The organism is Bradyrhizobium sp. 41S5 (assembly GCF_011516665.3).
GTDB classification, from domain to species: Bacteria; Pseudomonadota; Alphaproteobacteria; order Rhizobiales; family Xanthobacteraceae; genus Bradyrhizobium; species Bradyrhizobium quebecense.
Genome location: NZ_CP083721.1, coordinates 5,579,109 through 5,593,503 on the forward strand (window position 1 = coordinate 5,579,109; position 14,395 = coordinate 5,593,503).

The window sequence follows — 14,395 nt, forward strand, 5'->3', positions numbered from 1 at the left end:
CGGATGTCCCTGTCGGCTAAGCAAGTTTTGGAAACGGATCGGTCGGAAGGGCCGCGAGCACAGCCGCGGGCAACGCGTCGGTTTCGATCAGCGACGCGGCCCGCGCGAGATCGTCGGCCATGTAACGGTCGGCGGCGAGCGCCGGAACATGCGCACGCAACGCGGCAATCACCGCAGCGAGCGGTGCGCTGGTCCCATGCGGGGCGCGCAGCGTGATGCCTTGCGCGGCAACCAGAAGCTCGATGCCGAGGATAGCCGCGAGGTTGTCGGCCATATCGGACAGCCGGCGCGCGGCGTGCGCGGCCATCGAGACGTGATCCTCCTGATTGGCGCTGGTCGGTGTGGAGTCGATCGAGCACGGCATCGCGCGCTGCTTGTTCTCGGCATAGAGCGCCGCCGCCGTCACCTCGGCGATCATGAATCCGGAGTTGATGCCGGGCTCGGGTGTCAGGAACGGCGGCAAGCCGAAGTTCAGCGCGGGATCGACGAGGGTCGCGATCCGGCGCTCGCTGGTGGCGCCGATCTCCGAGAGCGCAAGCGCGATCTGGTCGGCGGCGAACGCCACCGGCTCAGCGTGGAAATTGCCGCCTGAGACGATCTCGCCGGTCTCGACCAGGACCAGCGGGTTATCCGTCACGGCATTGGCCTCAATCGTCAGTCCACGCGCGGCTTGCACGAGCAGGTCGAGCACGGCGCCCGCGACCTGTGGCTGGCAGCGCAGGCAGTATGGGTCCTGCACACGCTCGTCGCCTTCGAGATGCGATTGCCTGATGTCGCTGCCGTCGAGCAGGGCGGTCAACGCTGCAGCCGCGGCGATCTGCCCGTCATGGCCGCGCAACGCCTGGATTTCAGGACGAAACGGCACCGTGGAAGCCATCGCCGCATCGACCGACAGCGCACCGGTCACCAGCGCGGCACACGCCAGACGATGCGCGCGCAGCAGGCCGGAAATCGCATAGGCCGTCGAAAATTGCGTGCCGTTGATCAGCGCGAGCCCCTCCTTGGGGCCGAGCGTCAACGGCGCGAGCCCGGCAGCGGCAAGCGCTTCATGACCCGGCACGATCTTGCCACCAAGGAATGCGTGCCCCTCCCCGATCATGACGGCGGTCATATGGGCGAGCGGCGCCAGATCGCCGGAGGCGCCGACCGAGCCCTGCTGCGGCACCAGCGGTGAGACGCCGCGCGCCAGCATGCCCTGCAACTGCTCGATCACATCACGCCGCACGCCGGATGCGCCGCGCCCGAGCGAGATCACCTTCAACGCCATCATCAGGCGCACGATCGGTTCCGGAGTGGCGGGGCCTACTCCACAACAATGCGACAGGATGAGATTACGCTGAAGCAGTGCGGTTTGATCTGGCGCGATACGCGTCGAGGCCAGCTTTCCGAAACCGGTATTGATGCCGTACACGGGAACAGCAATTTGCGCCGCTTTCGCCACGATCCCCGCTGCCGCCTCGACGCGCGGCCAGAACAATGGATCGAGCACGATTGACGCGCCGGCGAGCACGCGCGCCAGAACGTCGAGACTGACCGCTCCGGGCTTCACGACAATGGGGACATCCGGATCGTTCATTGCCCCCTCCACACCCGTCGGTGCAACGGATTGAAGCCGATGCGGTAGACCAGCTCGGCGGGGCGTTCGATGTCCCAGATCGCCAGATCGCACCATTTGCCGGCCTCTAACGTCCCGGTCTCGGCGAGCAGGCCGAGCGCACGCGCCCCTTCCCGCGTCACCCCGGCGAGGCACTCGGCAACGGTCATCCGGAACAACGTTGCGCCCATGTTCATCGCAAGCAGAAGCGAGGTCAGCGGCGAGCTGCCGGGATTGCAGTCGGTCGCCAGCGCCATGTTGACGCCATGGCTGCGGAACAGCTCGACCGGCGGCTTCTGGGTTTCGCGAATGAAATAGAACGCACCGGGCAGCAGCACCGCGACCGTCCCGCTCTTCGCCATCGCGACAGCACCGGCTTCATCGGTGTGCTCCAGATGATCGGCCGATAGCGCGGAGAATTTTGCGGCGAGCGCCGCACCGCCGAGATTTGACAGCTGGTCCGCATGCAGCTTGACAGGCAGCCCCAGCGCACGCGCCGCCGCGAAGACCCGGGCCGTCTGCTCTCCGGAAAATGCGATGCCCTCCATGAAGCCGTCGACCGCGTCGGCAAGGCCAGCCTTGGCCACCGCCGGCAGCATCTCGTTGCAGACCCGATCGATGTAGCGGTCCTTGTCGCCGTTGGCTTCAGGCGGCAATGCGTGAGCACCTAAAAAAGATGTGCGGATCGCGACCTGCCGCAAGCGGCCGAGGCTGCGTGCCGCTGCTAGCTGCCGCATCTCGGTCTCCGCATTGAGGCCATAGCCGGACTTGATCTCGACGGTGGTCGCGCCCTCGCCGATCAGCGCGTCCAGCCGTGGCAGCGCGCCGGCGACGAGCTCGGCCTCGGTCGCGCTGCGCGTGGCGGCAACGGTCGAGACGATGCCGCCGCCCGCGCGCGCGATCTCTTCATAGCTCGCGCCTTTCAGGCGAAGCTCGAATTCGTGCGCGCGATTGCCGCCAAAGACCAGATGGGTGTGACAATCGACCAACCCGGGCGTGATCCAGCGGCCCGCGCAATCGATCCGCTCAACCGCGTCCGCATCCGCAGGAAAGTCGTACTGCGTGCCTGCGTAGACGATGCGGCCGTCGCGCGCCGCGACCAGGCCGCGCTCGATCTCGCCGAGATCGGCGCGATCGCCGCGCATCGTGGCGAGCCGGGCGTTGTGCCAGATGCGGTCGAAACGCTCTGCCATGCGATCGTCCCCCGAGGTGGGATGCTTGACTTATATGTCTAGACATATAATCGTGTCGGAGTTCTGTCCAGCCGGCGTGGAAAAATGACACGACTGCATTTCGCATTCGCGCTGCTGCCCTCGGGCTGGGCCAATGATGCGCAAATCGTGGTCACCGACGGCGCGATCGCCTCGGTGACGGCAGGCGTGCCCCCCGCCGCGGGCGACGAACGTCACCAATTGGCGGTTCCGGGATTGGCGAGCCTGCACAGCCACGCGTTTCAGCGCGGCATGGCCGGCCTTGCCGAACTGCGCGGCGATACGACCGACACGTTCTGGACCTGGCGCGAGACGATGTACCGCTTCGCGCTGACGATGACGCCGGACGACGTCGCGGCCGTTGCGACCCTGCTCTATGTCGAGATGCTCGAGCGCGGCTTTACCCGCGTCGGGGAGTTTCACTATCTCCATCATGATCGGGACGGCTCACCTTACGCCAATCCGGCCGAGATGGCCGTGCGCATCGCGGAGGCGACTGAGGCCTCCGGCATCGGGCTCACGCTGCTGCCGTGCTTTTATGCACACGGCACGTTCGGCGGCGCAGCACCGCATGCCGGGCAGCGTCGCTTCATCTGCTCGGTCGATCAGTTCGCCACGCTGATGGCTGCCTCGCGCGAGGCAATCCGAAAACTGCCTGGCGCGAACATCGGCATCGCCCCGCACAGCCTGCGCGCAGTGGCGCCCGATGAGCTCGCGGCGATCATTCCGCTTGCCGGCACCGACCCGATCCACATTCACGCCGCCGAACAGGTGCGCGAGGTGGAGGATTGCATGGCCTGGTCGGGGCAGCGGCCGGTGCAGTGGCTGCTGGAAAACGCGCCGATCGATCAGCGCTGGTGCCTGATTCACGCGACCCATATGACGGAACGGGAAGTCGCTGCGCTCGCCAGCAGCGGCGCGGTTGCCGGCCTCTGCCCAGTCACCGAAGCAAGCCTCGGCGACGGCATCTTTTCAGCGCGCGAATTCCTTGCCGCAGGCGGCCGATTCGGCATCGGGACCGATTCCAACGTGCTGGTCGGCGTCGCCGACGAGCTTCGCCAACTCGAATACGGTCAGCGGCTCAAGCATCGCGAGCGCAACGTGCTCTCCGGACAACCCGGTGCATCCACCGGCCGCGCTCTGTTCGATCACGCGCTCGCGGGCGGCGCGCAAGCTCTGGCGCAGCCCAACGCTGGCCTCGTACCCGGCGCGCGCGCCGATATCGTGAGCCTCGATACCGCGCACCCATCCCTGGCTGGACGGTCGGGCGATGCCGTTCTCGACGGCTGGCTGTTTGCGTCCGGAAGCGACGCGATCGACTGCGTCTGGGCCGGCGGCGACAAGGTGGTCACAGGCGGCCGGCACCGCTCGCGCGACAACGCGCGCGAGCGGTTCAATGCCAGCGTCCGGAGGCTCGTCGCATGAGCCTCGCTTCCGATCGAGCCAAACCGCGCGCAGCCGAAAAGCCGACGCTCTACAAGCGGATCCGGCTCGATATCGAGACACGGATCCTGACTGGCGAATGGCCACCGGGCCACCGCATCCCCTTCGAACACCAACTCATGGCGCGCTATCGCTGCTCGCGCATGACGGTGAACAAGGCGTTGTCGGAACTGGCGCAGGCTGACCTGATCGAGCGGCGGCGGCGTGCCGGCTCATTCGTGCGTCGTCCACAGCATCTGTCGGCGGTGCTCAAGATTGCCGACATGCGCGCCGAGATCACCGCGCTCGGCCGCAGCTACGGCTATCAGCTGATCGATTGCCGGCGTCGCACCGCGACCGCAGCCGATCGCGCCCGGCTCGGCGTGAGCACGGCCGGCAAGGTGATCGCGATTGCCTGCCGGCACAGCGCCGACAATGTGCCGTTTGCGGTCGAAGACCGGCTGATCGATCTCTCCACCGTTCCAGAGGCCGCGACGGCGGACTTTGCGCGCGAACCTCCGGGATCATGGCTGCTGCATCATGTGCCGTGGACCGAGGCTGAACATACGATCAGCGCGGTCATTGCGGACGATCGCACCGCGAAGGCGCTCGACATCGCAGTCGGCGCGCCCTGCCTCGTGATCGACCGCTACACCTGGCGCAGCGCGCGCACGGTAACGGCAGTGCGGTTGCACTATCCAGGCGAGACGCACCGGCTGGTAGCCCGCTTCAAGGGAGGCTGAGGACGGCTTGCGCGGCATATTTCATGCAATGCATCATGGACTACCATCCACCGACATGCTCATGCGGCAATCCGCTGCGACTGGCGTGAAGACATCACTGACGTGACGACACCAACAAGGTTCAATCCATCGTCCAAGAGGTCGACAATCATGCGTTCCTTCAAGCTATTGCCCGCAATCGCAGCCTTGCTCGCGTCCACCGCCGCGTTCGCGGATGACGTCAAGGTCGGCGTCGGCATTTCCGGGTGGACCGGCTTCGCGCCGCTGACGCTCGCCAGGGAGGCCGGCATCTTCAAGAAGAACGGCCTCGACGTGACCTTGAAGAAGATTCCGCAGAAGGACCGACATCTCGCGATCGCCTCGGGCGACATCCAGTGCGCAGCGACGACGGTGGAGACGTGGATTTCCTGGAACGCCAACGGCGTCGCGACCAAGCAGATCTTCCAGCTCGACAAGAGCTATGGCGCCGACGGCATGGCCGTACGCAATGACGTCGCCGCGATCAAGGACCTCAAGGGAAAGACCGTCGCGGCATCGGCGCCGGGCACCTCGCCCTACTTCGCGCTGGCCTGGATGCTGAAGAAGAACGGCCTCTCGGTGAAGGACGTGACCGTAGTCAATCTGGAGCCCGCCGCCGCGGCGCAGGCTTTCGTCTCCGGCCAGAACGATGCCGCGATGACCTACGAGCCTTACCTGTCGACGGTACGTGCCGCCCCCGACAAGGGCAAGATCATCGCGACCACGCTCGACTATCCGATCGTGATGGATACGTTCGGCTGCACGCCGAAATTCCTGACCGACAATCCGAAAGCGGCGCAGGCGCTGGCCAACAGCTATTTCGAGGCGCTCGACATGATCGCCAAGGACCAGGCCAAGGCTTACGAGATCATGGGCGCGGATGTGAAGCAGAGCGGCGAGCAGTTCGGCAACTCGGCAAAGTACCTGCGCTGGCAGGACAAGGCCGCCAACCAGAAATTCTTCGCCGGCGACTTCCTCAGCTTCAACAAGGACGCCGCCGAGCTCCTCCTCGAGGTCGGCATCATCAAGGCCGCGCCGAAGGTCGAGGACATCTACGACGCGAGCTTCATCAAGTAACGCAGCCATCATTTCGGCCGGTCCCGCCCCGCGACAAGCCAGGCGGGACTGGCGCATGAGATACGCCTGGACAAATTTGATGCGTCCCCTCGAACCCACAACATCGACGCAGCGCGTGGCCTACGGCCTCGCCTTCTTCGTGCTGTTCGTCGCCCTCTGGTCCTGGGCGACGTTCGGCGGCCATGTGTCGAAGACATTCCTCGCCAACCCGCTCATCATGGTTCAGGAAGGCTATGAGCTGCTCGCCAAGCAAGGCTTCCTGTTCGACATCGGAATGACGATCTGGCGCGTCATCGGCGGCTTCGCCCTTGCCGCCGTCATCGCAGTGCCGCTCGGCGTGCTGATGGGGGCCTACAAGCCGGTCGAGGCCTTTCTCGAACCCTTCGTGTCCTTTGCGCGCTATCTGCCGGCATCGGCCTTCATCCCGCTGTTGATCCTGTGGGCGGGCATCGGCGAACTGCAAAAGCTGCTCGTGATCTTCATCGGCGCGGTGTTTCAGATCATCCTGATGGTGGCCGTGACCGTCGGCGCCACGCGGCGCGACCTGGTCGAAGCCGCCTACACGCTCGGCGCCGGCGACAGCGGCGTTATCCGCCGCGTGCTGCTGCCCTCCGCGGCGCCCGAGATCGCAGAGATCCTGAGGCTGGTGCTGGGCTGGGCCTGGACTTACGTCATCGTGGCCGAACTGATCGGCTCATCGTCCGGCATCGGGCACATGATCACCGACAGCCAGGCGCTGCTCAACACCGGCCAGATTATCTTCGGCATCATCGTCATCGGGCTGATCGGCCTGGTTTCCGATTTCCTGTTCAAGGCGTTCAACGCCTGGCTGTTCCCGTGGAAACTCGCATGACCTTGCTCAGGATCGATCAGGTCTCGCGAACCTTCCCCGCCCGCGCAGGCAACGCGCCGACAAGGGCGCTCGAGCCGACCACGCTCGACGTCGGCGACAACGACTTCGTCACCATCCTCGGCCCCTCCGGCTGCGGAAAATCCACCCTGCTCCGGATCATCGCCGGGCTCGACCGGCCGACCAGCGGGCGCGTCACGCTCGACGGGCGCGAGGTCACCGGCCCCGGCGCCGATCGCGGCATGGTGTTTCAGTCCTACACCCTGTTTCCGTGGCTGACCGTGCGGGAGAACATCGCCTTCGGTCTGCGTGAGCGCGGCGTTCCGCAACAAGGGCGTCATGACATCGCCGACGCCTTCATTCGCCGGGTCGGGCTGTCTGGCTTCGAAAATCACTGGCCCAAGCAGCTGTCGGGCGGCATGCAGCAGCGCACCGCGATCGCCCGCGCGCTGGCCAATGACCCGAAGATCCTGCTGCTCGACGAACCGTTCGGCGCGCTCGACAACCAGACGCGGGCGCTGATGCAGGAGATGCTGCTCGGGATCTGGGAGCGCGACCAGAAGACGGTGCTGTTCGTCACCCACGACATCGAGGAAGCGATCTTCCTCGGCAGCCGCGTCATCGTGATGAGCGCCCGTCCCGGCCGCATCAAGGCCGAGATCACTGTCGACCTGCCGCATCCCCGCTCCTACAAGATCAAGACCACGCCCGAATTCGTCGCCCTGAAGGAACGGCTGGTCGAGGAGATCCGCACCGAGGCCCTGAAGGTCGCTGAACATGCCTGACGATCGGCCACCCCATCAGTGGCTGATCATCCAGGGACGCGCAGTCGGAAAGCCCTTGGCGCCGCTCTTGGTCTTTGTCATCAGCCGCGCCGGCTTCTTCTTTCCCGTGGAGCAACAGCCGCAACCCGGGCCGTGCGCGGCCTTGTATTGATCGAGCGTTTTCGGCGCGTGACGGCTCTGCTCGTTGGTGGCATGCGCCTTGCGCTTGTCCGAGGGCATGCAGAAGAACGCCGGCGCAGTGAGGATCACACGCGGCGACGTCGTCTCGCATTGCGGGCAATCCTGCGGCAGATCGCATTCCGCCATCGGCCGCATGTCGGTAAACGGGCCGCAATCGTTGCAGAGATATTCGTAGATCGGCATTTCCCTAGTCCTTGCGCAGTCGTGTGAAGTCCGGCGATGGATGCGGGGCGGCCAATACGCAGCCGTCCCGCACCCTTCGCGCAGGGATCACCTAAAGGATCACTTGTCCGGCGAGATCGGCATCTGCACGTCACCCTTGATGTGCTTGATCGGTCCCGCCGACGACGGCATGACGTCGAAGTCGAAGATCTCCGTCGGCAGCCACAGCGTGGCGCAGGCGTTGGGCACGTCGACCACGCCGGAGATATGGCCCTGGCACGGCGCTGTGCCGAGGATCGAATAGGCCTGGGCGCCGGAGTAGCCGAACTTCTTCAGATATTCGATCGCATTCAGGCAGGCCTGGCGATAGGCGATGTGGACGTCGAGATAGTGCTGCTTGCCGGCCTCGTCGACCGAGATGCCCTCGAAGATCAGATAGTCCTTGTAGTTCGGCGTGATCGGCGACGGCTTGAACACGGGGTTCTTGATGCCGTACTTCGAGACGCCGTCCTTGATGATGTCGACCTTGATGTGCAGCCATCCGGCCATCTCGATGGCGCCGCAGAAGGTGATCTCGCCGTCGCCCTGGCTGAAATGCAGGTCGCCCATCGAGAGCCCGCCGCCCGGCACGTAGACCGGGAAGTAGATCTTCGAGCCGCGCGAGAGGTCCTTGATGTCGCAATTGCCGCCATGCTCGCGCGGCGGCACGGTGCGGGCGCCCTCGAGACCGATCTTGGCCTTGACGTCGCCCTTGGCCTGGCCCGCATGCGCGGTCGGCGCGAACGGCGGATTGGCGAGGCCCGGCACGCGGGTCGGGTTGGTCGCGATCAACTCGGCTTCGCGCTTGTTCCAGGCCGCCAGCATCTTGGCATCGGGCAGACAGCCGATCAGACCGGGATGGATCAGGCCGGCGAAGTTGACGCCCGGGATGTGACGCGACGAGGTGTAGAGACCCTTGATGTCCCAGATCGACTTCTGCGCCAGCGGGAAATGGTCGGTGAGGAAGCCGCCGCCATTCTGCTTGGAGAAGAAGCCGTTGAAGCCCCACAGGCTCTCCTTCAACGGACCGACGTCGAGCAGATCGACGACGAGGAGATCGCCGGGCTCGGCGCCCTTGACGCCGATCGGACCCGACAGGAAGTGCACGATCGACAGATCGATGTCGCGCACGTCATCGGCGGAATCGTTGTTCTTGATGAAGCCGCCGGTCCAGTCGACCGTCTCGATGATGAAGTCGTCGCCCGGGCTGACCCACTCGACAATCGGAACCTCCGGATGCCAGCGGTTGTGAATCTTGTCGTTTTCATAGGCCGATTTGCTGAGGTCGACCTTGATCAGTGTATCTGGCATCGCGATGCTCCCCTTGGGTTACTGATAGTTAGACGGACAGGTACTTGGAAATCTGCGCGGCATCGACGCTGACGCGCGGATCGTCGCGGACGATCTCGCCGTTCTCGATGACGAGCACGCGATCGGCGATGTCGAGCGCAAAGCTCAGAACCTGCTCGGAGACAACGATCGACAGCCCCCGTTCATCGCGGATCCGCTTCAGGGTGCGCGCCATGTCCTTGATGATCGACGGCTGGATGCCTTCAGTCGGCTCGTCCAGCAGCAACACCTTCGGCTTGGTCGCCAGCGCGCGGGCGATCGCAAGCTGCTGCTGTTGTCCGCCCGAGAGATTGCCACCGCGGCGGCCCTTCATCTCGAGCAGCACCGGAAACAGCTCGTAGATATCGCCGGGCACCTCCGAGCCGCCTGACACCACGAGCCCGGTCTCGATGTTCTCCTTCACCGTCATGGTGGAGAAGATCATCCGGCCCTGCGGCACGTAAGCGAGCCCCTTCGCCACCCGCTCGTAGCTCTTCATCGCACCAAGCTCGGTACCGTCCATGATCACCTTGCCGCTCTTGGCCGGCAGGATGCCCATCAGCGACTTCATCAGCGTGGTCTTGCCCATGCCGTTGCGGCCCATGATCGCGACGATCTCGTTGGGCGCGACGGAGACGTTGAGGCCGTGCAGCACCTCGCTCTGGCCGTAGGCGACGTGAAGATCATTGATTGCCAGCATGTGGTGCTCCTCAATGGCCAAGGTAAACTTCGATCACCTTCGGATCGTTCTTGACGTGCTCCATCGTCCCCTCGGACAGGATCTGGCCCTGATGCAGCACCGTGACCTTGTGCGCGATGTCCTCGACGAATTTCATGTCGTGCTCGATCACCAGCACCGAGCGATCCTTGATGATGCGGTTGAGCAGCTCGGCGGTCTTGGCGCGCTCCGAGACGCTCATGCCGGCGACCGGCTCGTCCAGCATCAAGAGGTCCGGGTCCTGGATCAGCAGCATGCCGATCTCGAGCCACTGCTTCTGGCCGTGGCTGAGCTGGTCGGCGTAGGTGTTGAGGCGATCCTTCAGGAAGATCATCTCGGCGACCTCCTCGACCCGTTGCTTGACAGCGTCATCGCGCTGGAAAGTCAGTGAGCCGAACACGGTGCGGCCGCGCGGGTAGGAGATTTCGAGGTTCTCGAACACGGTGAGGTCCTCGAACACCGACGGCGTTTGAAACTTGCGGCCGACACCGGCCTGCACGATCTCGTTCTCGCGCAACCGGGTCAGCTCCTGGCCGCGGAACTGGATCGAGCCTGACGTGGCCCGGGTCTTGCCGCAGATCAGATCGAGCACGGTAGTCTTGCCGGCACCGTTCGGGCCGATGATGACGCGGATCTCGTTCTCCTCGACATAGAAGGAGAGATCGTTCACCGCTTTGAAGCCGTCAAAGGACACTGTGAGTCCGGAGACCGCGAGCAGGAAATCCTTTGGCTGATGGCCGACAAGCATGATGGACCCTCCTCACTCGGCCGGTGCGCCGTCGGCGACCAGGCCGGCCGCCGATTTCGGTTTGCGTGATGCGAACAGGCGATCGATGTGGGGCTGGATATGGTCCGCCCAGATCCCGGAGAGCCCGTTCGGGAAGGCCAGCACGACTGCGATGAACAGCGCGCCGAGGCCGAACAGCCAGAGCTGCGGAAAGGATTCGGAAAGGCTGGTCTTGGCGAAATTGACCAACAGTGCGCCCCAGACCGCACCGAAGATCGACATCCGGCCGCCGACCGCGGTGTAGATCACCATCTCGATCGACGGCACGATGCCGACGAAGGATGGCGACATGAAGCCGACCTCGAGCGTGAACATGGCGCCGCCGATCGCAGCGAACACCGCCGCGGCGCAGAACGCGAAGATCTTGAAATTGGCGACGCTGTAACCGGAGAAGCGCACGCGATCCTCCTGCTCCCTCATCGCCACCAGGATGCGCCCGAGTTTTGTCAGCCGGATGAATTGCGCGGCAACGATGCATCCGAACAGCAACACAACCTCGACAAAATACAGAATGAACTTGGCGTGATCGGTGCGGATGTCCCAGCCGTGCAGTGTGCGCAGATCCGTGATGCCGTTGATGCCGCCGGTGTAACCCTGCTGCCCCACGATCAGGATGGTGAGGATCGCGGCGATCGCCTGCGTGATGATCGCAAAGTACACGCCGCCGACCCGGCGCTTGAACATCGCGGCACCGATGATCAGCGCGAACAGGGCGGGCACCAGCAAGATCGCCAGTACCGTGACCGGAAAGCTGTGGAACGGCTTCCAGAACAGCGGAAGCTGCGTGATCTGGTTCCAGTCCATGAAGTCGGGAATACCGGGCGTCGACTGGATCTTGGTGTTCGCGACCGAGGACGCCTCGAGCTTGAGGTACATCGCCATGCAGTAGCCGCCGAGGCCGAAGAACACGCCCTGCCCCAGGCTCAGGATGCCGCCATAGCCCCAGCACAGCACGAGGCCGATGCCGACGAAGGCGTAGGTCAGGTATTTGGCGACCAGGTTGAGGCGGAAGATATCCAGCGACAACGGCAGGATGAGTAGCAGCAGCACCGCGAGCGCAAGGAAGCCGAGCAGTTCGGAGCGATTGAAAAAGCGCGAGTTGATGACCATGACCTGCCTGCTTGTTCTTATTTGCGGACCTTGAGCGCGAAGAGCCCCTGCGGACGCACCATCAGGATCGCGACGATGGTCAAGAGCGTGATCACCTTGGCCATCGATCCCGACAGGAAGAACTCCAGCGTCGACTGGGTCTGCGAGATCGAGAAGGCCGAGGCGATGGTGCCGAACAGCGAGGCCGCGCCGCCGAACACGACGACCAGGAAGGTGTCGACGATGTAGAGCTGGCCGGCGGTCGGCCCGGTCGAGCCGATCATGGTGAAGGCCGAGCCTGCAATGCCGGCGATGCCGCAGCCCAGACCAAAGGTGTAACGGTCGACCTTCTCGGTATTGATGCCGACGGCGCCAGCCATCACGCGGTTCTGCACCACGGCCCGCACCTGCTTGCCCCAGCTGGACCAGAACAGCACGTAGGCGACCGCGATCGTGATCAGCATGGTCAGCGCCATCACGAACATGCCGTTGATCGGGATCTGGATCGAGTCGGTCGCCTGCCAGGAGCCCATCATCCATTCCGGCAGCTCGACGCCGACCTCGCGCGCGCCGAAGATCGAGCGATAGGCCTGTTGCAGGATCAGGCTGAGGCCCCAGGTTGCCAGCAGCGTATCGAGCGGACGCTTGTAGAGATGGCGTATCAGCGCCCACTCGACCAGCATGCCGAGCGCACCGGAGGCGATGAACGCCAGGATCATGGCGATGAAAAAGTAGCCGGGAAACAGCCAGGGCGCGAAGCTCTGCACCGCGTTCGACGTCATCCAGGTGACGTAGGCCCCCAGGATCATGAACTCGCCATGGGCCATGTTGATGACGCCCATCTGGCCGAAGATGATGGCAAGCCCCAGCGCCATCAGCACATAGACGGAGAACAGGATGAGCCCGGCAAATCCCTGCATCGCAAGGATGGCGCCGAGATCGCTGATCGAATAGTCGCCGAACATCTATCGTTCTCCAGTCCAGAGGCCAGCGCCGCGACAAAGCGGCGCCCGATCGGCGGTGTGGGCAGTGGCGTCCACGCCGCGACGTGCTGAAGTGAGGTTGCGCTTTACGCGCCAGAACTCACTGGTAGCCCTTCGGGAACGGATTCGGCTCGACGAGATCGGCGGTCTCGTAGATCAGCTCATACTGGCCATCAGCCTTGGCGCGTCCGACGCGGGTCTTCGACCACAGATGATGGTTCTCGTGGATCCGGACATAGCCTTCCGGCGCGCCCTTGAACTCGACGCCGGGAGAAGCCGCCGCGATCTTGTCGATGTCGAAGGAGCCCGCCTTCTCCACCGTCAACTTCCACAGCCACGGGCCGAGATAGGCCGCCTGCGTCACGTCTCCGATCACGGTCTTCTCGCCCCACATCTTCTTGAACGCGGGCACGAAGGCCTTGTTGTTCGGATTGTCGAGCGACTGGAAGTACTTCATGCAGGCATAGGCGCCGGCGATATTCTCACCGCCGATGCCGTCGATCTCGTCCTCGGTGACCGAGATCGTGAGCAACGTCTGCTTCGACAGGTCGATGCCGGCCGCCTTGAGCTGCTTGTAGAACGCGACGTTGGAGCCGCCGACGATGATCGCGTAGATCACGTCCGGCTTGGTCAGCTTGATCTTGTTGATGACCGAGTTGAACTGGGTCGAGCCGAGCGGGAAGTACTCTTCGCCGACCACCTTGCAGCCCTGCAGATGGTTCTCGATGTGCTTGCGCGCGATCTTGTTCGAGGTGCGCGGCCAGATGTAGTCCGAGCCAAGCAGATAGAAGCTCTTGGCGCCCTTGGTCTTGTTGACCCAGTCGAGGCCCGCGATGATCTGCTGCGTCGCCTCTTGCCCGGTGTAGATCACGTTCTTGGACTGCTCGAGGCCTTCATAGAAGGTCGGGTAGTACAGCATGCCGTTGTACTGCTCGAATACCGGCAGCACCGCCTTGCGCGAGGCCGAGGTCCAGCAGCCCATCACGGCCGCGCATTTGTCGTTGACCAGGAGCTTCTTCGCCTTTTCCGCGAAGGTCGGCCAGTCGCTCGCGCCGTCTTCCTGGATGAACTTGATCTTGCGGCCGAGCACGCCGCCGGCCGCGTTGATCTGCTCGATCGCGAGCTTCTCGGCCTCGACCGACCCGGTCTCCGAGATCGCCATGGTGCCGGTCACCGAATGCAGGATACCGACCGTGACTTCGCTATCGGTGACTGCAAGACCCGTGGTGTTGACCGCGGAGGTTGCAGGAACGTCGGCAAAGGCGGGACGCCCCAGCATCGAAACGGCCGGCAAAGCAGCCATTCCCATCAAGAGCCTGCGGCGGAGCGGAGACTTCAGGCCTGGTTTGGTTTCGTCTGACATGAGCACCCCATTGGTTCGAGAACGCTTATTGATCAGGCGAGGATT

The 14,395-nt window shown here is 64.1% G+C and carries 14 protein-coding genes; 5 read left to right on the forward strand and 9 right to left on the reverse strand.

Translation table 11 applies throughout. The features are described from left to right. Positions 1–16: 16 nt before the first annotated feature. Both hutH and hutI read right to left on the reverse strand, forming a co-directional pair. Positions 17–1,576 carry a histidine ammonia-lyase gene (gene hutH, locus HAP47_RS27120; RefSeq protein WP_173641978.1) on the reverse strand — a complete coding sequence of 520 codons (1,560 nt, stop codon included), beginning with the start codon at positions 1,574–1,576 and terminating at the stop codon, positions 17–19. Then, the gene (gene hutI, locus HAP47_RS27125) at positions 1,573–2,787 is read right to left on the reverse strand and encodes an imidazolonepropionase (RefSeq protein ID WP_173641977.1); all 1,215 of its coding nucleotides are present in this window, start codon (positions 2,785–2,787) and stop codon (positions 1,573–1,575) included. Before hutI ends, hutH begins: the two co-directional genes overlap by 4 nt. 84 nt (positions 2,788–2,871) lie before the next feature. On the opposite strand from hutI, the gene HAP47_RS27130 reads away from it, so the two are divergent. The 5 genes from HAP47_RS27130 to HAP47_RS27150 all read left to right on the forward strand — a co-directional run bounded on the left by HAP47_RS27130 (position 2,872) and on the right by HAP47_RS27150 (position 7,700). Beyond that, on the forward strand, positions 2,872–4,230 hold the full coding sequence (locus tag HAP47_RS27130) for a formimidoylglutamate deiminase (RefSeq protein ID WP_173641976.1): 1,359 nt from the start codon (positions 2,872–2,874) through the stop codon (positions 4,228–4,230). Then, positions 4,227–4,970 carry a histidine utilization repressor gene (hutC, locus tag HAP47_RS27135; protein ID WP_173641975.1) on the forward strand — a complete coding sequence of 248 codons (744 nt, stop codon included), beginning with the start codon at positions 4,227–4,229 and terminating at the stop codon, positions 4,968–4,970. Before HAP47_RS27130 ends, hutC begins: the two co-directional genes overlap by 4 nt. Positions 4,971–5,120: 150 nt before the next feature. Then, on the forward strand, positions 5,121–6,065 hold the full coding sequence (locus HAP47_RS27140; protein WP_173641974.1) for an ABC transporter substrate-binding protein: 945 nt from the start codon (positions 5,121–5,123) through the stop codon (positions 6,063–6,065). 79 nt (positions 6,066–6,144) lie between these two features. Then, a complete protein-coding gene (locus HAP47_RS27145; protein ID WP_173641973.1) occupies positions 6,145–6,918 on the forward strand; it encodes an ABC transporter permease in 774 nt (257 codons plus the stop codon). Continuing rightward, positions 6,915–7,700 carry an ABC transporter ATP-binding protein gene (locus HAP47_RS27150; protein WP_173641972.1) on the forward strand — a complete coding sequence of 262 codons (786 nt, stop codon included), beginning with the start codon at positions 6,915–6,917 and terminating at the stop codon, positions 7,698–7,700. Before HAP47_RS27145 ends, HAP47_RS27150 begins: the two co-directional genes overlap by 4 nt. 15 nt (positions 7,701–7,715) lie before the next feature. Here the strand turns inward: HAP47_RS27150 and HAP47_RS27155 are convergent, their stop codons facing one another. The 7 genes from HAP47_RS27155 to urtA all read right to left on the reverse strand — a co-directional run bounded on the left by HAP47_RS27155 (position 7,716) and on the right by urtA (position 14,350). After that, positions 7,716–8,063, reverse strand: coding sequence for an FmdB family zinc ribbon protein (locus HAP47_RS27155; protein WP_173641971.1), 348 nt, complete (start codon positions 8,061–8,063; stop codon positions 7,716–7,718). Between the two features lie 99 nt (positions 8,064–8,162). Next, a complete protein-coding gene (gene fmdA / locus HAP47_RS27160; protein ID WP_173641970.1) occupies positions 8,163–9,392 on the reverse strand; it encodes a formamidase in 1,230 nt (409 codons plus the stop codon). Between the two features lie 28 nt (positions 9,393–9,420). Continuing rightward, positions 9,421–10,110, reverse strand: coding sequence for an urea ABC transporter ATP-binding subunit UrtE (urtE, locus tag HAP47_RS27165; protein ID WP_173641969.1), 690 nt, complete (start codon positions 10,108–10,110; stop codon positions 9,421–9,423). Positions 10,111–10,120: 10 nt separating this feature from the next. After that, entirely contained in the window at positions 10,121–10,876 is a 756-nt protein-coding gene (gene urtD / locus HAP47_RS27170) for an urea ABC transporter ATP-binding protein UrtD (protein WP_063695194.1), read from the reverse strand. A 12-nt stretch (positions 10,877–10,888) separates the two neighbouring features. Continuing rightward, positions 10,889–12,025 (reverse strand): urea ABC transporter permease subunit UrtC, encoded by a 1,137-nt coding sequence (gene urtC / locus HAP47_RS27175; protein ID WP_173641968.1) that lies wholly within the window; start codon positions 12,023–12,025, stop codon positions 10,889–10,891. 17 nt (positions 12,026–12,042) lie between these two features. Next, positions 12,043–12,969: an urea ABC transporter permease subunit UrtB gene (gene urtB / locus HAP47_RS27180; RefSeq protein ID WP_173641967.1), complete on the reverse strand. Its 927-nt coding sequence runs from the start codon at positions 12,967–12,969 to the stop codon at positions 12,043–12,045. A 118-nt stretch (positions 12,970–13,087) separates the two neighbouring features. Beyond that, a complete protein-coding gene (urtA, locus tag HAP47_RS27185; RefSeq protein WP_173641966.1) occupies positions 13,088–14,350 on the reverse strand; it encodes an urea ABC transporter substrate-binding protein in 1,263 nt (420 codons plus the stop codon). Positions 14,351–14,395: the final 45 nt, after the last annotated feature.

Coding starts and splice junctions, on each gene's coding strand:
- hutH (WP_173641978.1), bottom strand. CDS start 1,576: ATGAACGATCCGGATGTCCCCATTGTCGTGAAGCCCGGAGCGGTCAGT.
- hutI (WP_173641977.1), bottom strand. CDS start 2,787: ATGGCAGAGCGTTTCGACCGCATCTGGCACAACGCCCGGCTCGCCACG.
- HAP47_RS27130 (WP_173641976.1), top strand. CDS start 2,872: ATGACACGACTGCATTTCGCATTCGCGCTGCTGCCCTCGGGCTGGGCC.
- hutC (WP_173641975.1), top strand. CDS start 4,227: ATGAGCCTCGCTTCCGATCGAGCCAAACCGCGCGCAGCCGAAAAGCCG.
- HAP47_RS27140 (WP_173641974.1), top strand. CDS start 5,121: ATGCGTTCCTTCAAGCTATTGCCCGCAATCGCAGCCTTGCTCGCGTCC.
- HAP47_RS27145 (WP_173641973.1), top strand. CDS start 6,145: ATGCGTCCCCTCGAACCCACAACATCGACGCAGCGCGTGGCCTACGGC.
- HAP47_RS27150 (WP_173641972.1), top strand. CDS start 6,915: ATGACCTTGCTCAGGATCGATCAGGTCTCGCGAACCTTCCCCGCCCGC.
- HAP47_RS27155 (WP_173641971.1), bottom strand. CDS start 8,063: ATGCCGATCTACGAATATCTCTGCAACGATTGCGGCCCGTTTACCGAC.
- fmdA (WP_173641970.1), bottom strand. CDS start 9,392: ATGCCAGATACACTGATCAAGGTCGACCTCAGCAAATCGGCCTATGAA.
- urtE (WP_173641969.1), bottom strand. CDS start 10,110: ATGCTGGCAATCAATGATCTTCACGTCGCCTACGGCCAGAGCGAGGTG.
- urtD (WP_063695194.1), bottom strand. CDS start 10,876: ATGCTTGTCGGCCATCAGCCAAAGGATTTCCTGCTCGCGGTCTCCGGA.
- urtC (WP_173641968.1), bottom strand. CDS start 12,025: ATGGTCATCAACTCGCGCTTTTTCAATCGCTCCGAACTGCTCGGCTTC.
- urtB (WP_173641967.1), bottom strand. CDS start 12,969: ATGTTCGGCGACTATTCGATCAGCGATCTCGGCGCCATCCTTGCGATG.
- urtA (WP_173641966.1), bottom strand. CDS start 14,350: ATGTCAGACGAAACCAAACCAGGCCTGAAGTCTCCGCTCCGCCGCAGG.